Origin of the sequence: Streptomyces sp. NPDC051214 (assembly GCF_040682375.1) — a bacterium.
Taxonomy (GTDB): domain Bacteria; phylum Actinomycetota; class Actinomycetes; order Streptomycetales; family Streptomycetaceae; genus Streptomyces.
Window position 1 is genome coordinate 20590 of sequence record NZ_JBFBAT010000024.1, and the last position, 19727, is coordinate 40316.

Here is a 19727-nt window from a genome sequence, read left to right on the forward strand (position 1 = left end):
GCTCTGGTGGCAGCCCCGGTCACCACGCGCTGATGACCGGCGCGTCCGGATCGTGCTGCTGCCAGGCCTCGTTGAGGCGTGTCAGGCGGGCCGCGGCGGCGATGCCGTGCAGGGAGGCGACCTTGCCGTCGCTGACCTCGCACGACACGGCGCCCACGACCCGGCCCTCGATCACCGCCACGACGGCCGGGGAGCCGTTGACCATCGCGACATGCAGGGCGGGGGAACCGCCCGCCAGCCGCCGCTTCGCGGGCGTGGGCTTGAAGCCGGCCCCCACGTAGGAGGCGACGCGCTCGCGCGTCTTGTACCGCAGCAGCCGCCTGGCCAGACCGGCGCCGTCCGAGACGACGGTCACGTCGGCGGTGAGCATCTCCACCAGCCTTTCGGTGCGCCCAGACGCCGCGGCGACAAGGAACTCCTCGACGATCCGGCGCGCGGACGCGGGGTCCACCGCGTCGCTGCCGCGGCGCTCGGCGGTGACCCGGCGCCGGGCCCGGTGGACATGCTGCTGGCTCGCGGACTCGGTGATGTCGAGGATCCCGGCGATCTCGGCGTGGGCGTACGAGAAGGCCTCACGCAGGACGTAGGCCGCCCGCTCGACCGGAGAAAGGCGCTCCATGAGGGTCAGTACGGCCAACGACACCGATTCGCGCTGCTCGAAGGTGTCCGCCGGGCCGAGCATGGGGTCGCCCTCCAGGAGCGGTTCGGGCATCCAGGCACCGGCCGCCCGCTCGTGGCGCGCCTGCGCCGAGCGCAGCCGGTCCAGGCAGAGGTTGGTGACGACCTTGGTCAGCCACGCCTCCGGCACCCCCACCCGGTCACGGTCCGCCGCCTGCCAGCGCAGGAACGTGTCCTGTACGGCGTCCTCCGCGTCGGCGGCCGAACCGAGCAGACGGTACGCCAGCGAGGCCAGCCGCCCCCGGCTGGCCTCGAATCGGTCGATGGCTGCGCTGTCCATGCGGAACAACCTATGCGGTGACCCTCACGCCCACCTGGTCGGGCACGGTGACCAGACGGCGCCGGCGCTTCGGCATGCCGAAGGTCGGGTGGACGATGCCCCACCCGGCGCCCTTGAGCACGCCCGACTTGAGGCGTGCGGCGGACTTGCCGCCCAGGTACCAGGACTTCGAGCCGGCCTCCCCGTCCACCATCTGGAAGATCGCGTCCCGCCGCCCCAGGCTGATGTGGTTGCCGTAGTACTTCAGGCCGACGGTCGGAACGTCGCTGCCCGTCAGGCGCGCGATGATCGCGGCGGTCGCCTGCATGTTGGTGAAACCGGCCGAGGCGCAGGACATCGGCAGCGGCCGGCCGTTGTCGCCGATCGCGTAGGCGCAGTCACCGGCGGCGTAGACGTCCGGGTGCGAGACCGAGCGCATGGTGCGGTCGACGGCGATCTGGCCCGTGCCGGCGACCTCCAGGCCGCTTGCGGCCGCGATGGGGTGTACGGCGAACCCGGCGGCCCACACCGTCACTTGGGCCGGGATGACCGTGCCGTCGGCGGCGACCGCCCGCGTCGGATCGACGGCTTCGATGTCGGTGTGCTCGTGGACGGTGATGCCGAGCCGATCGAAGGCCTGACGCAGGTGGCGGCGGGCCTTCGGGGTAAGCCAGTCGCCCAGCTCGCCCCGGGCCGCGAGGGCGATGTCGAGGTCGGGCCGCGACTCGGCGAACTCGGTGGCGGTCTCGATGCCGGTCAGCCCCTCGCCGACGACAAGGACGGTGCCGCCTTCGCTCAGGCCCGCCAGGCGCTCGCGCAGGCGCAGCGCCGAGGCCCGGCCGGTGACGTCGAAGGCGTGCTCGGCCACACCGGGGACACCGTGGTGGGCGACACTGCTGCCGAGCGCGTACAGGAGGGTGTCGTACGCGACCTCCCCGTCACCGTCCTCGCCACTGACGGCGACGGTCCTGTGCTCGGGGTCGACGCCGGTCACACGCGCGAGGCGCAGCCGCACCCCGGTGCCCGCGAAGATGTCGGCGAGCTTGCGTACCGCGAGGTCCTGACCGGACGCGAGCTGGTGCAGCCGCATCCGTTCGACGAAGTCGGGCAGGGCGTTGACGACGGTGATCTCGATGTCGGCGGGTGACAGCCGGCGGGCCAGGTTCCCGGCGGCGAAGGCGCCGGCGTATCCGGCGCCGAGGACGACGATGCGGTGCTTCATGGCGTTGCTCCTGTCTCGTTCGCGCGTGCCCCTTGAACGAGATGGCGCCACGATTGCTGACAGGAGCCGGGTGTGACGCGGGTCACCTGTCGGAGGTGGGATTCGATGCCTGTGATCGACGGGCGTCCGGCGCGTGATCTGACCGGTGTCTCGCGCTCAGGGGTCGACGCAGAGGAGCGTGAGGGCGGGGATGAGCGTGCCGAGGAGGCTGAGCGTCCAGTACTGGGCGGGCGAGAGCTGAGTCCTGCGGGCGAAGGGGCGGTTGACGGCCCACCAGAGGAAGCCGCAGGCGGCGACGGGGAGTCCGAAGGCGATCAGGACGATGCCGAAGCCGTCGTTCTCCTCCGGTGCGGGGTGCACCCAGGTCGCGCCGATGTAGTAGAGCAGGAACAGCGGGACGAGGGCTGGGCCGCCGAGCAGCACATTGATGCCGAACGCGGTGTACCACCGTCCGATCATGACTTCCTCACCCCCGTGATCACCCCCCGTGATCCCCGTTCGGGGACAGTAGCCGATGGCCGTTGTCCTCAGGGCAGCGGTACGGGACAGGCCGCCCCGGCGGGGGCCGGTCAGCTGGTGAGGCCGCGGCGGCTCGCGTTCACGCCCGCCTGGAAGCGCGAGTCGGCCTCCAGCGCGGTCATCAACTCGGCGACCCGTCTGCGATAGGTCCGTACGGACATGCCGACACGGCGCGCGCCCACGGCGTCGGTGAGTCCGTCCGCGAGCGCTGCCAGCACGGCGAGCGAGTCGGCGTCCAGGCCCTCGGTCTCGCGCCGCAGATAGTCCGCGAGAGGGGTCCCGGCGTCCCACGTGGCACGCATCAACGCGTGTACGCCCCCGACGAGAGCCGGCGCGGAGGTGATGGTGAACTCCCGGCCGCGCGCACCACTGCGCCCGGCCAGGATCATCACCCTGCGGTCGAGGATGATCGTCTCGTGCGGCAGCGTCGCGGCGCGGATCCGTACCTGCCCACCGGCGGCCGCGACGGCGAACAGGTGCAGCCGCTGTTCCTCGTCGGCCAGTACGGCGGGGGTGTAGAGCTTGCGCACGACCATGCCGTCAGCGGTCCGCGGACCGAGACGGCGTGCGATCGCCGCTCTGGCCTCGGGCCGCGACCAGGTGTGCAGGTCGTTGGCCGCGCAGAAGAACTCCCGCGTCGCCTCGCCGAACAGCTGGGCGGTCCGCGCGACCAGCTCCTCCTCGCCGTGCACTGTCAGCGTCGTTTGGTCGGTCACCCTGCCAGTCTTCCTCACGATCGTGGCAACAGGTTGCCATCCGGTCCGTCGACGGCCCTGACGGGTCGAGGCTGGGGACATGACCACACAGATCACGGCCGCTGCGAGCGGCCAGTTCACCCTCGGCCGCGACCTTCGCGTCAACCGGCTCGGCTTCGGCGCGATGCGGCTGGCGGCGGGCACGTTCACCGGGCCGGCACGCGATCCCCGGACCGGAGTCGAGGTGCTGCGGCAGGCGGTCGACGCGGGAGTCGACCACATCGACACGGCCGGCTTCTACGCTCGCGATGACGTGAGCGCCAACGACCTGATCCGCAAGGCGCTCGCGCCCTATCCCGCCGACCTGCTGATCGCCACCAAGGTGGGCCCGCTGCGCGGCCCGGACGGCATGCCCACCGGCCAGGCCGGCCCCGAGCAGCTGCGGGAGCTGGTGACGGAGGACCTGCGCGCCCTCGGCCTCGACCGTTTCGACCTCGTCTACCTGCGGGTCGGCGGCATGAGTGAGCCCGGTGGCGAGAGCGTCGCCGAGCGGTTCGCGGCGCTGGCACAGCTGCGCGACGAGGGGCTGATCCGTCACCTGGGGGTCAGCAATGTCGATGTGACGCAACTCGACGAGGCGCGGGGCATCGCTCCCGTCGTCGCGGTGCAGAACCAGTACCACGTGCATCGTGCCGATGATGTGGCCGTACTGGCCCGCTGCGAGGAACACGGCATCGCCTACGTGCCGTTCTTCCCGCTCGGCGGCGGCTTCGACCCGATCGAGCACGCCCGCCTCGCGGACGTCGCGAAGCGGCACGACGCGACGACCGCGCAGATCGCCCTCGCCTGGTTGCTCGCGAGCTCACCGAACATGCTGGCCATCCCCGGCACCGGCTCCCCCGCCCACCTCACCGAGAACATCGCGGCGGCAGGCCTGCACCTCGATGCGGCCGACCTCGCCGAGCTGAGGGGCTGAGGGGCCCGGCCACGGGGCGCGAGCGGAGGGGTGGAGGAGGGCGGGCGGGACTCGCACACGCCCTCGCTCACCCCGTGGCCGGCTGGCGCTTCCTCAGTGCCTCGCCGAGCGCCGTGCGCACCGGGCTCGGCAGCGGTTCGCCCTCAGTCGTCGCGATCAGCTCCTCCGCCACCGCGCGCAGTTTCGTGTTGGAGTGCTGCGACACCTCGACCAGGATCTCCCAGGCCTCGTCCGCGGTACACGGCCCCAGCGTCATCAGCATTCCCCGCGCCTGATCTATGGACGGGTGGGACTCCATGGCGCGATGCAGTTCGTTGACCTCCGTGCGCAGCGCCTTGATCTCGGCGACCTCTTCCGCGCATTCGTCGTTGCCGTTGGGGGCCTGGGGCTCGGTGTCGCAACGAGACTGCAGGGCCGATGTGTTGAGAGAGTCCGGTGAGGAAGCCACTGGCTCTGCCTCTCGTCTACTCGGGCTGCCTCTGTCGGGCCGGCAGAACCGCTGATGAGCCGAGCATCGCAGATTCTCCACATCTATGGCCACAGTTTGCGGTTCTGTGCATGCGGCAGCGCCGGTGGCTGTCTGTCCCAACCAACCGGCGCCTACGTCGCACAGCGCTGTACTTACGCAGAGATCGAGTAGCCACCTGCATTGATCTCAAACGGGGAGACTGCTCGGCCTCACCCCAGGGGTGGCCGGCACGACCTGGCTCAGCGCTGGCGTGCGGGCCGTACGACGATCTCGTTGACGTCGATGTCGGCCGGTTGTGCCAGAGCGTAGGAGACGGCGGCCGCGATGGCGTCGGGGCCCATCGCGTGCGCCCGGTAGCTGCGCATGGCCTCGGCGGCGCCCGCCTCGGTGATGGTGTGGGCCAGCTCGGAGTCGACCACGCCGGGCGAGATGGTCGTGACCCGGATCGAGGGGTCCACCTCCTGGCGCAGGCCCTCGGTGATCGCCCAGGCCGCGTACTTGGTGCCGCAGTAGACGGCAGCGGTGGGGACGACCTCGTGGGCGCCGATGCTCGCGACCGTGACGAGGTGCCCCGACCCTTGGGCGGTGAACACGGGCAGCGCCGCGGCGATCCCGTGCAGCAGGCCGCGGACGTTCACGTCGATCATCCGGTCCCATTCGTCGACGAGCAGGGAGTCAAGGCGCGACAGGGGCATGACGCCGGCGTTGTTGATGAGGACGTCGACGCGGCCGTGGCGGTCGCGGGCGCCCTGGACGAAGGCCGCGACGTCCGCGCGGTCCGTCACGTCCAGCCGCACCGGCTCCAGGGCGCCGCCGGACCGGGCTGCCTCTTCGGTCGTGCTCGTGGCCAGTTCTCGCAGGCGGTCGGTGCGGCGCGCACCGGCCACCACCAGGTGTCCCTCGGTCACCAGTCGTGCGGCGATGGCCGCGCCGATGCCGCTGCTCGCGCCGGTGACGAGGATGACCTTGCGGTCGGCGGGCGCGGTGTTCTCGGGTTGTTGTGTGCTCATGTCGTCGAGGCTGGCCCGGCCGGGGCGCCGGTGGGAGAGGCGGCGTTCTCCTGGGTGCAGCGCACCCAGGATGCGCGGCGGGCGCGGACCTAGCATGGGGGCATGGCACGCTCTGAGCTCGGCGCATATCTGACCGCCCGGCGCGCCCTCGTCACTCCCGCCGAGGTGAATCTCCCCGTCACGGGACACCGCCGGGTGTCGGGGCTGCGCCGCGAGGAGGTGGCCCTGCTCGCCGGGGTCAGCGCCGATTACTACGTACGCCTGGAGCAGGGACGGGAGCGCTCGCCCTCCGCGCAGGTGCTCGATGCCCTGGCCACCGCCCTGCGTCTCGACGAGGACGGCCGGCTGCACCTGTTCCGGGTGGCCGGGGTGGGTCCGCGGGTCAGGGCGGCCGCGGTGGCGGACTGGGTCGAGCCCAGTCTGCTGGCCCTCATGGACGCCTGGCCGCACAATCCGGCCGTCGTCCACAACCGGGCGTACGACGTCCTCGCCTCGAACACGATCGCCGACGCGCTCTTTCACGGCTGGGCACACTCGCGCAACCTCATGCATGTCGTGTTCACCGATCCCGCCGCCCGTAGTTTCTACCGCGACTGGTACGACGTCGCACGCAACTCCGTGGCCGGCTTCCGCCTGGGCCACGGCGTGGCACCGGACGATCCGCGGGTACGGCAGGTGCTCGGTGAACTGCTGGAGCGCAGCCCGGAGTTCGCCGAGCTGTGGGCCCGTCACGACGCCCGGGGCAAGGCGTTGGAACGCAAGCGCTTCGCGCATCGCGAGGTCGGGCCGCTGACGCTGACCATGCAGACCTTCGACGTCCGCTCGGCCCCCGGCCAAGAACTCGTCGTCTACCACGCCGAACCGGCCTCCCCCAGCAGCGAGGCGCTCACGCTGCTCGGCTCACTGGCTGCGACCACGCACCCTTGAGGCAGTACGCCCGCCGTACACACCCAGAACACCGGCCCTTTTAGGGGGAGACCCTCTCAACAGCGCCCCTCGGGGTGCGGATGCACGCTAGCGTCGCGGCAACGCACTGTTCGGCGGGAGGGGCAGGGATGCGGCGCTCGGCTGGGCATTTCGCGCTGCTGCAACGGGTGGCTGACGTGCAGCGCAGCGCCGATGGATGGGCCACGGCGGGGCCCGGACTCGATGAACGCACCACGAGTCCCCTGGTGAAACTCGGGCTGGCCCGGGTGGCGCCACGCGAGGAACAGGCGGAGCTCTCCGCGAAGGCCGGCCGGCCCGTCCTGTGGGCGGTGCAGCTGACGGCGGACGGCTGGGACGCGCTGCTCTACGCGCAGGCACGCGCCACTCCCCCGGCCGTCGAGGAACCAGCACCGGGGTTGCAGCAAGTGGGCCTGCGCCGCTCGGAACTGGACGCCCTGAGACGCTTCCTCGACCTACGCGGATCACTGCACCACGGGCCCGCGACGGGCCTGCGGTCGGCGGTGGAGGCCGCCCGTTTCGACGCCGCGTCCAACAGGTGGGTCGTCTACGTCAGCGGCGAGCAGATGCAGTCGATGGCCCGCGCGTTCTTCCTCGAACGGCTCGGCGGATCAGCGGCACCCGCCAACCGGTTCGCGCGTGTCTACGGGGTGAGCTATCCGCCCCCCGCGCCGCTCCTCGTCCCTGAGCTCAGAGGGGAGCGAGAAGCATGAGGATCTCGTCGCGGTCATCGTCCGGGGCGAGCCGCAGAGCGGCCGGCCACCGCCCGACTTCCCGCCAGCCCAGGCGCCCGTAGAAGTCCTCGAGGCCGACGTCGCCGCGGGCGGCCAGGCGCAGCTGCTCCAGACCCATCTCGTCCCGGGCGATCCGGCGTACTTCCTGCATGAGGGCGAGCCCGATGCCGCGTCCGCGTACGGCGGTGCGGGTCTGGACGTGGTGCAGGGTGCCCCAGTGCGCGATCAGGTCGAACCGGTCGCGGCGGACGTTGAGCCAGCCCGCGAGTGCGCCGTCCGCCGTTGCCGTCAAGCGCCGGCTGGTGTCCGGGGACAGCGCGTCGACGATGCGGTCGAGGGCCGGGATCACGTCGGCGACGTCGACCGGAGGGAACGGAAAGCCGGCCGCGCCACCCGCGTTGGTGACCTCGACCCAGCACTCGGCGAGAGCACGGCGGAGCCGGGGAGTGACGTCACCGGGTGTGGTGAGCTGCTGGAAGACGAGGGAATCGGCGGCCATTGCGAGATCATGCCAGTCCGCGGATGTCGAGAACCTGCCGTCGGCTCCGTCCCAGGGACATCAGCGGCCACCACCGGCCGCGTGGAAGAAGGAGAGACTGGCATGGCGATTCAGCGGATGGACAACGTCGGCATCGTCGTCGAGGACATGGACGCCGCCATCGCGTTCTTCGTGGAACTCGGCATGGAGCTGGAGGGCAGGGCGGAGGTCCAGGGCCCCGTCGCCGACCAGTGCACCGGGCTCGACGGCGTCCACTGCGACATCGCGATGGTCCGGACCCCAGACGGCCACAGCCGCCTCGAGCTGGCGAAGTACCGCACCCCCGCGGCGATCAGCGCCGGGTCACGCAACCAGCCGCACAACATTCTGGGCACGCACCGGGTCATGTTCGCCGTCGACGACCTCGAGGACACCGTTGCGCGGCTGCGCCCGCACGGCGGTGAACTCGTCGGCGAGATCGCCCGGTTCGAGGACAGTTATCTGCTCTGCTACGTCCGCGGCCCGGAGGGCATCATCGTCGGACTGGCCGAGCAGCTGCGCTGACGCAGCACGTAGGCTGGCGCCCGGCCGGACGACGGAAGAAGGAGGCGGCCTCCGATGAGCGGGGATGTTCTGCGCTGGAGCGAGTACCGCAGCATGCCGTGGAAGAACGGCGGCGGTGTCACCCGGGAGGTCGCCTCGGGCGCCGTGCGGGCGCCCTTCGCCGCGGAGAAGCCCGCGGAGGAGCCCGCGCACGGGTTCGACTGGCGGGTGAGCATCGCGGACGTGGACGCGGGCGGGCCCTTCTCTCCGTTTCCCGGCGTCGACCGTGTGATCACCCTGGTCGAGGGCGAAGGCATGGTGCTGACCGTGGACGGCGCCTCACAGCTGGTGGAGCCGTTGAGCCCGTTCGCCTTCCCCGGTGACGCGACGACGGACTGTCTGCTGAAGGCGGGCGCGGTGCGCGACATGAATGTGATGACGCGCAGGGGCCGCGCGACGGCACAGGTGCGGATGGTCGCTGTGGCTGCCGCGCAGGACGCCGAGATGGTGTGCGCCGAGGGCGAGACCGTGCTCGTCATGGCCGTCACCGAGGGGATCGGCGTCGACGGCCCGGACGGGCGGCAGAGCGCGCTCGGCCGTCTCGACTGCGTACGTCACGAAGGGGCCGGCGTGCTGGGCCTGCGAGGCGAGGGCACCGTGGCCGTGATCAGGATCAGCGCGACGCGTTGACGGTGGGAACGCGCTGACGGTGGGAGCCGGGTCCTGTGCGGCGGAGCGCAGCTAACCGTCGACGATGCGCAAGGTGTCGATGTCGTCCCAGCCGCGTGCGTTGAGTCTTTCCTGCAGCTCCAGTTGGGGGGCGGCGCGGACGACGAGGCTCTGCGGGGGCTGGAGGTTGTTGGCGAGGGCCACGAGGATCTCCAGGGCGCTGTTGGCCAGGTAGTGAACCCCGGTCAGGTCGATGGTGATCTCTTGTGTGGCGCGGCTCTGCGCGGTCAGGGCCATGGCCAGCGCACCTTTGTGCGCGCCAAGGACCTCTCCGTACAGGCACACGCCCTTGGCGGCGGTCGATGGCACGATGAGGAGCAGATCGTCGGCGAAGTAGCCGCGCATGAGAAGTCCCGGGATGCCGTGCACCGGCCGAGCTACAACGGAACGCAAAGGAGAAGGGCCCGCCCCGAAGGAAGCGCTGCGTCTCGCGGTGCCTGGTGACGGGTTCAGAGCCCCGTAGAAACAGCCGCTGACGGGTGAGGCCCCACTCCGGGCCCGAGAGATCGCCGGAGGACCGCTGCCGCGCTGACGGCGAGCAGTCTTTCCACGGACTATGTCAACAGGGTACTCGCGCAAGGGCTTCGGCCGACAGACCCGCAGTACATCCGGATAGGACACGTTGGTGCCGCGCTCGGGTTTCGCGGCGCGTTGTCGCTCTGGAGTGCGGGATATATAGGCTGCTCGTGTGGCCGGTACAGAGAAATCAGCGATCAGTGGCAGTGCGGCGTCGGATGAGGCGCCCGCTCGGGTGCCGACGGATCTGCAGTCGTTCGCGGTGCAGCTGCGGCGCATGAACGGCGAGCTCAACCGGCTGATCCATGGTTTCGCCGCCGGCCACGACCTGCACGCCACGGACGTCCAGGCCCTCGCGGCGATCCTGGATTCGAGTGATCCGCTCACTCCGGGGCGGCTGCGTGACCATCTGGGGTTGACGTCGGGCGCTGTCACCGCGTGCCTGGACCGGCTCGAACGGGCGGGTCACATCCGCCGGTCGCGGGACAGCGAGGACCGTCGTGTGGTGCATCTGCACTACGCCCCCGGCGCCAAAGCGGCTGCGCGCACCTTCTTCCAGCCCCTTGCCGCGGCGACCGAGAACGCGCGCGTGCGGTTCAGCGAGGACGAACTCGACGTGGTGGTGCGCTTCTTGGCCGCCATGAACGAGGAGCTCTCCGAGCTGCGCGGCCGTCAGCGCTAGCTCCACCCCCTCACTGCGGGCGGCCTTCGCCCGTCCGCGCCGCGTCCTCTTCCGTGTGACCGACGTTTCCTCGCTGCACCCCCTGGGCACCCGTGACGGACGAGATGCTTCAATCATTGAGATACTTATCTATTGAAGCATCGTGTTCGCAAGGAGATCCATGTCCACACGTACGCGCCTGGCACGCTGGCTGGTCCCCGTCGTTCTTCTCGTCGCCTGGCTCGGCATCGGCGGGACGCTCGGGCCGTACGCCGGGAAGCTCGGGGAGGTCGCCACCAACGACCAGGCCGCCTTCCTGCCCCAGAACGCCGAGTCCACGCAAGTCATCGACGCCCAGCGAAAGTTCAAGCAGGACGAGACCCTGCCGGCGATCGTCGTCTGGACCGCGGAGGGTGACACGCGATCCGGCGGCATCGATCAGTCCCAGAAGGCCGACGCCACCCGGGCGCTGGCCTCCCTGAAGGACGCCGCCGGCGTCGCCGGGCCCCCCTCCCCTGCCGTGCTCTCCAAGGACGGCCAAGCCCTGCAGGGGGTCGTGCCCCTGCGAACCGACCTCGGCGACAAGCTGGAGACCACCCTGGCGGACGTCAAGAAGGCGGCGGGCCAGGTGCCCGGAACGGAGGTGAAGGTCGCCGGGCCAGCGGCCAGCCAAGCCGATCTGTCCGACGCGTTCGGGGGCATCGACGGCCTGCTGCTCGGGGTCGCCCTGATCACCGTCCTGGTGATCCTGCTGCTCGTCTACCGCAGCCTGCTGCTCCCGCTGGTGATCATCATCGGGGCCGTCTTCGCCCTGGGCCTCGCCTGCGGAATCGTCTACGTGCTCGCCGACCACGACGTCGTACGCGTCGACGGCCAGGTCCAGGGCATCCTGTCCATCCTGGTCATCGGCGCGGCCACAGACTACGCCCTGCTGCTCACCGCACGCTTCCGCGAGGAGCTCGCCGTCAGCAGCGACAGGATCAGCGCGATGCGCTCGGCGCTCCGCCGCTCGCTCGGTCCCATCGTCGCGAGCGGGGCGACCGTCGCCCTCGGGCTGCTCGCCCTCCTGCTGAGCGACCTCACCAACAACCGCGCGCTGGGGCCCGTCGGGGCCATCGGCATCGTCTGCGCCGTGCTCAGCACACTGACCTTCCTGCCCGCGGTCCTCATCCTCCTGGGGCGCGCGGCGTACTGGCCCGCCAAGCCCAGGTCGGCGACGGAGAAGTCCGCCGGACAGGGCGTGTGGACGCGCATTGCCTCGCTCGTCGACCGGGCGCCGCGCAAGGTCTGGGCCGCCACCCTTCTCGGCCTGCTCGTCTGCGCCGCCTTCGCCCCCTCGCTCCAGTCCAAGGGCGTGCCCCTGAACGAGATCTTCGTCAACGACGCGCCCTCGGTGGCCGCGCAGAAGACGCTCGGCAAACACTTCCCCGGCGGCTCGGGCAACCCGGCCGTCGTGATCGCGGACGCGGACAGGGCCCAACAGGTCACCACCGCGGCCGAGCGCACCGAAGGGGTGTCATCGGCCGCCGCCGTGGGCGAGTCCGGTCGGCCCGGCGCGAAGGCCCTCGTCGTCGACGGCCGCGTACGTATCGACGCCACGCTGGAGGACGCCGCCGACAGTGACGCGGCCAAGGCCACGGTGGCGCGGCTGCGCGACGCCGTGCACGCGGTGGAGGGCGCCGACGGACTCGTCGGGGGTTACACCGCGCAGCAGTACGACACCCAGCGGACCGCCGAGGACGACCGCATGCTCATCGTCCCCGTGGTCCTCGCCATCATCCTCGTCATCCTGATCGGACTGCTCAGGTCGCTGCTCATGCCGGTCCTGCTGGTGGCGACGGTGGCACTCAACTTCCTTGCCACGCTGGGCGTTTCGGCCCTGGTCTTTCAGCACGTCCTCGGCTTCAGCGGCACCGACTCCTCCGTGCCGCTCTACGGTTTCGTGTTCCTGGTGGCGCTCGGCGTGGACTACAACATCTTCCTGATGTCCCGGGTGCGCGAGGAATCACTGCGCCACGGAGCGCGCGAAGGAGTGCTGCGCGGCCTGACCGCGACCGGCGGTGTCATCACATCGGCCGGGGTCGTCCTCGCGGCCACCTTCGCGGCCCTTGGCATCATCCCGCTGGCCTTCCTCGTCCAGATCGCCTTCATCGTCGCCTTCGGCGTCCTGCTGGACACCCTGGTCGTACGGTCGCTCCTGGTGCCGGCCCTCGTCCGCGACATCGGCCCCAAGGCGTGGTGGCCGGGCGCCCTCAGCCGTACGTCAGGTACCCGCTGACACCGGCGAGTCGCTCTGATCGCCTACCGAGTCGCGCGTCGCGGACTTCGGGATGGGCTTGTCGTGGCGCAGGGCGTCCCACACCCGGTGCGAGGCCTTCTTCAGCGGCAGGACCCGTCCCGCGTCCTGGGAGTCGTAGGTGACGGGCATCGTGACCATGTCGGTGCGGTCGGGGCTGATGCCCTTCAGCTCCTTGGCCAGACCGAGCAGCTTGTCCGCGGACGCCAGCTCGGAGTCCGCGCTGATGGTCTTGGTCGCGGTGTCCGCCAGGTCGTAGGACTTGGCGGGGCTGCCCAGCGGGTCGACGGTGTCGGCACGGTGGATCAGCGCCTTGATGAACGCCTGCTGGAGCTGGATGCGGCCCAGGTCGCTTCCGTCACCCACGCCGTGCCGGGTGCGGACGAGCTCCAGCGCCTGCTTGCCCTTGAGCGTGTGCTTGCCCGCGCTCAGGGCGAGCCCGCTGTTGGGGTCGTGGATGGCCTTGCGGGTGGTGATGTTGACACCGCCGAGCTCGTCTATGAGCTTCTGGAAGCCCTTGAAGTCGACCTCGAGGTAGTGGTTCATGCGCACGCCCGACATCTTCTCGACCGTCTTCACGGTGCAGGCGGGGCCGCCGACCTGGTAGGACGAGTTGAACATGGCCTGCCGCGCGCCGGGCGCCGTGCCGCCGTGCGGCTTGGCGCACTGGGGCCGCTTGACCATCGTGTCGCGCGGAATGCTGACGACGGAGGCCTTCTTGTGGGTCTTGTCGACGTGCAGGACCATCGCCGTGTCGGCGCGGGCTCCGCTGATGCCGCTGCCGTAGCGGCCGTGGGTGCCCGCCCGGGAGTCGGACCCGAGCAGAAGGATGTTCATCGAGCCGTCTTTCTGCTCGCTGGGCCGGTCCTTGCCCAGGGCGGCGTTCACGTCCGTGCCCTGGATGTTGCCGTTGAGGTGCTGCCAGGCGTAGGCGGCACCTCCTCCGCCGATCAGGACCAGTCCCAGTGCGCCCCACGTGGCGTACCGCAGGGTCTTCTTCTTCGGCTTGCGCCGGGAGCGCCGCACCCGCGGGGGCCCGTAGCCGGGCGCTGCGGGGCCGTCGGCCGTGTGCGCCTGCTGCTCGTTGCTGCTCTCGTGCGGCATGCGCTGCCCCTTCTCTTTGACCGGTGGCTCAGTGGGTTCCTCGACCGGTGGCTCAGTAGGCGGAGTCGACGTTGTCGATCGAGCCGTACTTATCGGCGGCGTAGTTCGCGGCCGCGGTGATGTTGGCGACCGGGTCGGTCAGGTTGTTCGGCGTGCCCGACACGTGGTACGCGTCGAAGGTGGGCTGGATCACCTGGAGCAGACCCTTGGACGGGGTGCCGTTCTGCGCGTTCACGTCCCAGCCGTTCTGGGCGTTCGGGTCACCGGCGGACTCACGCATGATGTTGCGGTGCAGACCCTCGTAGGAGCCGGGGATGCCCTTGGACTTCATGATGTCCAGGGACTCCTTGATCCAGCCGTCGAGGTTGTCAGCGTAGTTCTTGTCGGCAGCCGCGGCCTGGGAGACCTTCTTGCTCGCGGCGGTCGGCTCGGCGGCCTGGGCCTGCGTGGGGACCAGCGTGAGGGCGGCGGCCGCGGCACCTGCGGTGGCGATACCGGCGACGGAGATCTTGCGCAGTCGGGTGATGCGGCCGGGCTTGGTCTGCGTCTGAGTAATGGCCATGCGGGGGTAACTCTCCAATGCGAAGTTGTTGGGGAGGGGCTCGGTCGAGGCGGGCGATTTCGCCCGATCGATCCCGGCTCTCCGGAACTTCAGCAAGGGTTAGCGGTGGCCGGAGCTGGGCGCAATGATGTGACGTACTACCCCGGTACGCAGGACGCCCTGGTCACAGGCCGCTCAGTCGACTCCCGGCCCGCCGCGGGCGCCCCCGGCGCGCTACTACCGTCCTTAGCATGTGACGTGGCTCCTATGGGTGGGCTCACAGCCTGAGCGGTGTTTGAGCGGAACGCGGGGCGTGGAATCGGCGCCGCGGGGGCAGACATGCCGAATCGGCCCCCTGACCCGCACATGCTTGGCAAAAGTGCAGTTCAGAGGGCCTTTGTCCGGGACGGAGCCCCATCGGGGCGCGGCGGTTACCGGGAGGCGGCGAGCCAGTCCTCGTAGCGCGTGGGGGCCAGGCGCGCGCCGGGGCCCGCGATCAGCACGTCGCCCTCGACGGCCGCGAACATGCCCGCCTTCTCGTCGGTGACGACGGTGCGGGAGTCCTTGCGCGCCGACAGCGTCAGGCGGCCGAGCTCGTCGAGCGGGAAGACGTCGGGGCCCGCGACGTCGAGCGTGCCGTTGAGCGGGGCGGCGGTGGCGACGTCGGCGAGGGCCTGCACCACCTCGGCCGTCGCGATGGGCTGGACGCGTGTGGCGGGCAGCCGGACGCTCTGGTCGTCGGCGGTCCAGGTCATGACCGCGTCCATGAACTCGAAGAACTGGGTGGCACGCACGATGGAGTACGCGGCGGGGCCCTGCCGCAGCAGGTCCTCCTGGAGGGTTTTCGCGCGGTAGTAGTCCAGCTGCGGCACCTGGTCGACGCCGACGATGGAGAGGATGACCTGGTGCCGGACGCCCGCGCGCTCCCCCGCCGCCAGCAGGTTTCCCATGGTGGTGCGGAAGAAGTCCAGGGAGGCCTCGTCGAACGTCGGCGAGTTCGACACGTTGACGACCGTGTCCGCGCCCTTGAGTGCCTCGTCGAGGCCCGCGCCGGTGAGCAGGTCGACTCCGGTCGACAGGGAGGAGGCGACCACCTCGTGCCCTGCCTCGCGCAGCCGGGAGACGAGCTGGGAACCGATCAGTCCGGTGCCGCCGATGACCGTGATGTTCATGATCGAACCCTTCTGTGAACCGAGTGCGCGTGGCGACGCTAACTCGGATACCTGATGTCCGAGATAATACTCGGATATCCTGTGTCCGAGTCAACTGGGAGGGCGCATGAAACTGTCCGGCGGCGTGGAGTGGGCACTGCACTGCTGTGTGGTGCTGACCGCGGCAACCGAGCCGGTCCCGGCTGCGCGTCTGGCGCAGCTGCACGACGTCTCGCCCAGCTATCTGGCCAAGCAGATGCAGGCCCTGTCGCGGGCGGACCTGGTGAAATCCGTGCAGGGCAAGACCGGCGGATACGTCCTGACCAGGACGGCGGCCGACATCTCGGTCCTGGACGTGGTGCAGGCCGTCGACGGCGCGAGCCCGGCGTTCACCTGCACCGAGATCCGTCAGCGAGGCCCCTTCGGGACACCGCCGCAGGACTGCACCAAGCCCTGCCCCATCGCCCGCACCATGAGCGCGGCCGATGCCGCCTGGCGGGCATCACTGCAGGCCGTGTCCATCGCCGATCTGGTCGGCTCGGTGGAACTGGACAGCGGGCCCGACGCGCTGCCGGCCATCGGCGGCTGGCTCAACGCGGCGACCGGCTCCGAGGGCTGAGCGACGCATCCAGGGGTCGCGTCGACGGGGCGCCCCGGCTCTCGCGCCACTCCACTTCCTCGGCGCTCAGAGGGGCCTGGATGCTGTACACGTCTCCGACGCGCAGCTTGTCCGGCGTGCTGTACTCGCTGTAGGTGCCGATGACGCACACGGCCACCCGGGAATCGGGCTGCCAGAAGGTACGGAAGTACGGTGCGTTCGCCTGGAGTTCGGGGATCTCGTACAGCGGGACCCCGCGCCGGTCCAGCAGGCGTCGCAGCTTGTCGAACCGCAGCCGGGGCGTGAAGCGCCCGTAGCGGGCCCGCAGCACCCCGCCGACCAAGGTGCGGTCCCGGTGGGCGAGCCTGTGCACCTGCAGCGTGAAGTGGTGGCCCGTCCAGAGGTGTTCGGGCGAAGCGCGGTCCCAGAAGAACTCGGCGAGGCCGTAGTCACGGCACATGCTGCGGCGCCCGAAGACGTTCTCGGCGAAATCCGGCCCCAGCACCCCGGTGACCCGGTCGGGTGGGCTCGTGGGGCCCACGCCGAGCACGGTGCCGGTGGTGACGACGTCGACGTAGAACGCCAAAGAGTGCGGGGTCAAAGCCTGATCCTCGGTGCGGTGCGGTGCGGTCCGGCACGGCGTCGGCCGTGACCCCCGGCCCGGCGCCGTGCTCGCGCTCACCGGCTTTTGCCGGGAAGCGCGAGCACCTTCCGTCCCCGCCTACAGGCGCGGGGTCGCGTTCCGGTTGCCCGCGGCCCTCAGGCCGGCGACCGTGAGCGCCACGACCAGCAGTGCGGCCAGCGTAGCGGCCACCGCCGTCAGCGTCGGAATCGGCGCTGTCACCCCGTCGGGCCGCAACACATAGGCCAGCGTCGTGGAGTTGACCCGGTCGTCCACCAGGTGGCCGAGGGTCAGCGCACCGGCGATCAACGTGCTCGCCACGGCCACGACCGGCGACGCGGTCAGGCACAGCGCCACGCCCGCGAGCGCGCAGACGACGGAGACGCCGAGCGCGGCGAACAGGCCGACGGTCGAGGCGTCCGACCAGTTCACCGGGAAGTGCGCCGCGGCGCAGAGCAGGAGCAGGATGCCCGCCGTCCGACGCAGCCACAGCAAGGGCGCCTTGCCCTGCACCGCCGCGGCGTCCGCGTCCTGCGCGGCCTCGGCGGCCGGAGCCTGGGCGGGCTGTCCCGTCTCGGCGCCGGTGGGCGGCGCGAGCGGCGCGGCCGGGGCACTGGCCGCGAGGTTGTCGGCCTCCCTGTGCTCTCTGAGGCTGCCGATCAGCTGCATCAGGTCCTCGACGGACCTGGTCGTGCCCGCGGCGTGCACCGCCTCGGCGCTGCTGTGCGCGTCGTGCGGCGGGCGGGACAGCAGATGGACGAGCCGGCTGACCTCCGGGACGGGCCGTTCCTCGGCGGCGTGCCGGATGGCCTCGTCCATGTGGTCGGCCGGGTGTTCCGGCGGGCCCAGGAGTTCCACCAGGCGGGTGACGTCGTCGACGGAGCGGGCCACGGCGGCCAGGCGAAGCACCGAGGCGGCGGTTGTCACACCGTCAGGCGACTGCTCCAGAAGGGTGACGAGGTCGACGACGTCGTCCAGGGGCCTGGACACCACGGCGACGCGTATGAGCTCTTCCACCGCGTCGTCGTGAACGCCGGGCGCCTCCAGTTCCAGGGCTTCGTCGTCGATCCCGGGGGCCTCGCGCGGGGGCCCGTCGTCGTCGGCGTACTCGGCTCGCTCCGGCGGCACGTCCTCGGTGTCGTGGTCGAGTTCCTGCGGCCACGGGGCGGGCGGGTGGGCAGGTGGAGCACCGAGCTGCGCGGTGCCCCAGTGAAGCGATGTCGACACCAGAGGTTCACCGGGCCCGGAAGTGTCCCCCGCGGCAGAGAATGACTCAGCGGCCATTTTCGCTTCTCCATTCCAGCGGGACGTCCTCGCCCCGCACGTGATCGTGTCTCCGTTCTATGCACGCTTCCTCCGCCCCGCCACCGGAAAGAGCCGCCCGGCGGAGCCGGATCGCCCCCTGCGGGAGCCGTCCGCCGCCCCCACGGTCCCGGCCATGGGTGGGAATCCACGCGTCGCACCACGAGCAGCGAAGGGCGGGGCGAGGATAAAGTCGGGGCGCTCCTGCGGCGTCCGTCGACGGCGTACGCCATACGGGGCAGACCGTCCGCACTGCAACAGCCGCGTGCCGCGGTGAGCACCGCCGGAGCCGGTGCACATGCTCCGTTATCTGCACCTCCCCGGACTCGTTGGTTGCGTGACTGACCCACGTGATCAAGGAGTGTGGAGTGGATCTCCGACAGGAACTGATGGAGGGACGAGCTGTCGTCCCCTCGGCCAGGGCGGTCGTCCCCGCCGAGGGGCAGCATCCTCCGTACATCGTCGTCAACGGCTTCGGCAGCGAAGTCGTGCCGGTGACCGTGTACTTGCGAGATCTGGCTCTGGGTGACTGCAGCCCGCTGACCGGTCGGAGCTATGCCTACGGGCTGCTGCGCTGGTTCCGGCTGTTGTGGTTGCTCGATACAGCCTGGGACATGGCCACGGAGGCTGAGGTCGCTGCTCTTGCGGGGTGGCTGCGCACAGCACGCAATCCGCAGCGACGACGGAGCTCGCCGCAGAGCAATGCGGCGGGATCGGTGAACGTCCGTACCGGTAAGGCGAATCTCGGCCCGGGGTACGCGCCTCGAACGATCAACCATGCCCTGTCCGTCGTCAGCGGATTCTACGAGTTCCACGGACACCACGGCCGCGGGCCGGTCGTAAACCCGGTGCCCGTATCACCGCAGCGCCGACGCGCGCTCGGACACCGAAGCCCGCTCGAGCCCGCGCCGGTCCTGGGCAGGGCACGACTGCGGCAGAAGGTCGCCGACCGACCGCCACGGTCGATCCCGGACCTGCTCTGGGACGAGCTGTTCGCCGCCATGGGCTGCGAACGTGATCGGGCCCTGCTCGACTTCTACGTTTCCAGCGGGGCCAGGGCAGACGAACTGCTCGGAGTGGGGCTGGAGGACATCGACTGGTCGGGCCAGAGGACCTACGTGATCTCCAAAGGCACTCGGGCACGCGAGGCGGTTCCCGCCTCGCCCGCCGCGTTCTTGCGGCTGGCCAGCTATCTCAATCAGCGCGGGACGCCTCCCCTGGGCGAGCCTGTCTGGAGGACCCGGCACGGGCAGGACCGGCCACTGAGTTACTGGGCGATGCGGCGGATCATCCAGCGCGCCAACGCCAAGCTCGGTACGAACTGGTCGCTGCACGACATGCGCCACACGGCTGCCTACCGCATGGCCAACGGCGGCACGCTCAAGCTGCAGGAGGTCCAGGCCGTCCTCCGGCACGCGAACATCCAGACCACCAACCGCTATCTGACTGTCCGCGTCGAGGAGCTCTTCGATGTAATGGCCGCGCACTACGCGAAGCCGCCTGTCCAGGCTCACTGCCGACGCGTACGGCCCGTGGCCGGAAGTTCGGTCGTGGGCTCAGACACCGAACACCGCCGCGACGTCTGAGGGGTCGTAGCCGACCGCCACGAGTACGCCGACAAGGAACTCAGCTTCCCCAGCCGCTTCATCTCCGGCTCTCTGGAGGCGGCGCCGGCGGTC

General features: G+C 70.5%; 22 protein-coding genes. 9 read left to right on the forward strand and 13 right to left on the reverse strand.

Annotated features, from left to right (window positions below; translation table 11 throughout):
• Nucleotides 1-19: 19 nt before the first annotated feature.
• The 4 genes from AB0M70_RS39850 to AB0M70_RS39865 form a co-directional block, all read right to left on the reverse strand.
• Complete coding sequence (locus AB0M70_RS39850) at nt 20-958, reverse strand: sigma-70 family RNA polymerase sigma factor (protein ID WP_365828345.1); 939 nt, start codon at nt 956-958, stop codon at nt 20-22.
• 10 nt (nt 959-968) lie between these two features.
• A complete protein-coding gene (locus AB0M70_RS39855) occupies nt 969-2159 on the reverse strand; it encodes an FAD-dependent oxidoreductase (protein WP_365828347.1) in 1191 nt (396 codons plus the stop codon).
• A 156-nt stretch (nt 2160-2315) separates the two neighbouring features.
• Nucleotides 2316-2618: a hypothetical protein gene (locus tag AB0M70_RS39860; protein ID WP_365828349.1), complete on the reverse strand. Its 303-nt coding sequence runs from the start codon at nt 2616-2618 to the stop codon at nt 2316-2318.
• Nucleotides 2619-2728: 110 nt separating this feature from the next.
• Complete coding sequence (locus AB0M70_RS39865; protein ID WP_365828351.1) at nt 2729-3394, reverse strand: DNA-binding response regulator; 666 nt, start codon at nt 3392-3394, stop codon at nt 2729-2731.
• A 79-nt stretch (nt 3395-3473) separates the two neighbouring features.
• Here AB0M70_RS39865 and AB0M70_RS39870 point away from each other — a divergent pair, with 79 nt between their 5' ends.
• Complete coding sequence (locus AB0M70_RS39870; RefSeq protein WP_365828353.1) at nt 3474-4349, forward strand: oxidoreductase; 876 nt, start codon at nt 3474-3476, stop codon at nt 4347-4349.
• Between the two features lie 67 nt (nt 4350-4416).
• Here AB0M70_RS39870 and AB0M70_RS39875 read toward each other — a convergent pair whose 3' ends face one another.
• Both AB0M70_RS39875 and AB0M70_RS39880 read right to left on the reverse strand, forming a co-directional pair.
• Nucleotides 4417-4797, reverse strand: coding sequence for an ANTAR domain-containing protein (locus tag AB0M70_RS39875; RefSeq protein ID WP_365828355.1), 381 nt, complete (start codon nt 4795-4797; stop codon nt 4417-4419).
• A gap of 260 nt (nt 4798-5057) precedes the next feature.
• A complete protein-coding gene (locus AB0M70_RS39880) occupies nt 5058-5828 on the reverse strand; it encodes an SDR family oxidoreductase (RefSeq protein WP_365828357.1) in 771 nt (256 codons plus the stop codon).
• Nucleotides 5829-5930: 102 nt separating this feature from the next.
• On the opposite strand from AB0M70_RS39880, the gene AB0M70_RS39885 reads away from it, so the two are divergent.
• Together AB0M70_RS39885 and AB0M70_RS39890 are read left to right on the forward strand one after the other, a co-directional pair.
• Nucleotides 5931-6755: a helix-turn-helix transcriptional regulator gene (locus tag AB0M70_RS39885; protein WP_365828359.1), complete on the forward strand. Its 825-nt coding sequence runs from the start codon at nt 5931-5933 to the stop codon at nt 6753-6755.
• Between the two features lie 128 nt (nt 6756-6883).
• Nucleotides 6884-7486: a DUF6417 family protein gene (locus tag AB0M70_RS39890; protein ID WP_365828361.1), complete on the forward strand. Its 603-nt coding sequence runs from the start codon at nt 6884-6886 to the stop codon at nt 7484-7486.
• Here the strand turns inward: AB0M70_RS39890 and AB0M70_RS39895 are convergent.
• Nucleotides 7464-8006 carry a GNAT family N-acetyltransferase gene (locus AB0M70_RS39895; RefSeq protein WP_365828363.1) on the reverse strand — a complete coding sequence of 181 codons (543 nt, stop codon included), beginning with the start codon at nt 8004-8006 and terminating at the stop codon, nt 7464-7466. The two genes, AB0M70_RS39890 and AB0M70_RS39895, sit on opposite strands and share 23 nt — an antisense overlap.
• A gap of 102 nt (nt 8007-8108) precedes the next feature.
• Between AB0M70_RS39895 and AB0M70_RS39900 the strand changes: the two genes are divergently transcribed.
• Both AB0M70_RS39900 and AB0M70_RS39905 read left to right on the forward strand, forming a co-directional pair.
• Entirely contained in the window at nt 8109-8549 is a 441-nt protein-coding gene (locus tag AB0M70_RS39900) for a VOC family protein (RefSeq protein WP_365828365.1), read from the forward strand.
• A gap of 54 nt (nt 8550-8603) precedes the next feature.
• Nucleotides 8604-9218, forward strand: a complete 615-nt coding sequence (locus AB0M70_RS39905) for a HutD family protein (protein ID WP_365828367.1) — start codon at nt 8604-8606, stop codon at nt 9216-9218.
• 51 nt (nt 9219-9269) lie between these two features.
• Here the strand turns inward: AB0M70_RS39905 and AB0M70_RS39910 are convergent, their stop codons facing one another.
• Nucleotides 9270-9602 carry a hypothetical protein gene (locus AB0M70_RS39910; RefSeq protein WP_365828369.1) on the reverse strand — a complete coding sequence of 111 codons (333 nt, stop codon included), beginning with the start codon at nt 9600-9602 and terminating at the stop codon, nt 9270-9272.
• A gap of 367 nt (nt 9603-9969) precedes the next feature.
• On the opposite strand from AB0M70_RS39910, the gene AB0M70_RS39915 reads away from it, so the two are divergent.
• A complete protein-coding gene (locus AB0M70_RS39915) occupies nt 9970-10455 on the forward strand; it encodes a MarR family winged helix-turn-helix transcriptional regulator (protein WP_365828507.1) in 486 nt (161 codons plus the stop codon).
• A 160-nt stretch (nt 10456-10615) separates the two neighbouring features.
• On the forward strand, nt 10616-12712 hold the full coding sequence (locus tag AB0M70_RS39920) for an efflux RND transporter permease subunit (protein WP_365828371.1): 2097 nt from the start codon (nt 10616-10618) through the stop codon (nt 12710-12712).
• On the opposite strand, the gene AB0M70_RS39925 is transcribed toward AB0M70_RS39920, so the two are convergent.
• From AB0M70_RS39925 to AB0M70_RS39935, 3 genes are all read right to left on the reverse strand, one after another.
• Nucleotides 12698-13834: an LCP family protein gene (locus AB0M70_RS39925; protein WP_365828373.1), complete on the reverse strand. Its 1137-nt coding sequence runs from the start codon at nt 13832-13834 to the stop codon at nt 12698-12700. The two genes, AB0M70_RS39920 and AB0M70_RS39925, sit on opposite strands and share 15 nt — an antisense overlap.
• Nucleotides 13835-13886: 52 nt before the next feature.
• Nucleotides 13887-14396: a transglycosylase SLT domain-containing protein gene (locus tag AB0M70_RS39930; RefSeq protein ID WP_365828375.1), complete on the reverse strand. Its 510-nt coding sequence runs from the start codon at nt 14394-14396 to the stop codon at nt 13887-13889.
• 410 nt (nt 14397-14806) lie between these two features.
• The gene (locus AB0M70_RS39935; RefSeq protein WP_365828377.1) at nt 14807-15547 is read right to left on the reverse strand and encodes an NAD(P)H-binding protein; all 741 of its coding nucleotides are present in this window, start codon (nt 15545-15547) and stop codon (nt 14807-14809) included.
• Nucleotides 15548-15653: 106 nt separating this feature from the next.
• On the opposite strand from AB0M70_RS39935, the gene AB0M70_RS39940 reads away from it, so the two are divergent.
• Nucleotides 15654-16145 carry an Rrf2 family transcriptional regulator gene (locus tag AB0M70_RS39940; protein WP_365828379.1) on the forward strand — a complete coding sequence of 164 codons (492 nt, stop codon included), beginning with the start codon at nt 15654-15656 and terminating at the stop codon, nt 16143-16145.
• Here the strand turns inward: AB0M70_RS39940 and AB0M70_RS39945 are convergent.
• Both AB0M70_RS39945 and AB0M70_RS39950 read right to left on the reverse strand, forming a co-directional pair.
• Complete coding sequence (locus AB0M70_RS39945; protein ID WP_365828381.1) at nt 16117-16725, reverse strand: hypothetical protein; 609 nt, start codon at nt 16723-16725, stop codon at nt 16117-16119. The genes AB0M70_RS39940 and AB0M70_RS39945 overlap by 29 nt on opposite strands.
• 120 nt (nt 16726-16845) lie before the next feature.
• Nucleotides 16846-17973, reverse strand: a complete 1128-nt coding sequence (locus AB0M70_RS39950; protein WP_365828383.1) for a hypothetical protein — start codon at nt 17971-17973, stop codon at nt 16846-16848.
• A gap of 443 nt (nt 17974-18416) precedes the next feature.
• Here AB0M70_RS39950 and AB0M70_RS39955 point away from each other — a divergent pair, with 443 nt between their 5' ends.
• Entirely contained in the window at nt 18417-19634 is a 1218-nt protein-coding gene (locus AB0M70_RS39955; RefSeq protein ID WP_365828385.1) for a site-specific integrase, read from the forward strand.
• Nucleotides 19635-19727: the final 93 nt, after the last annotated feature.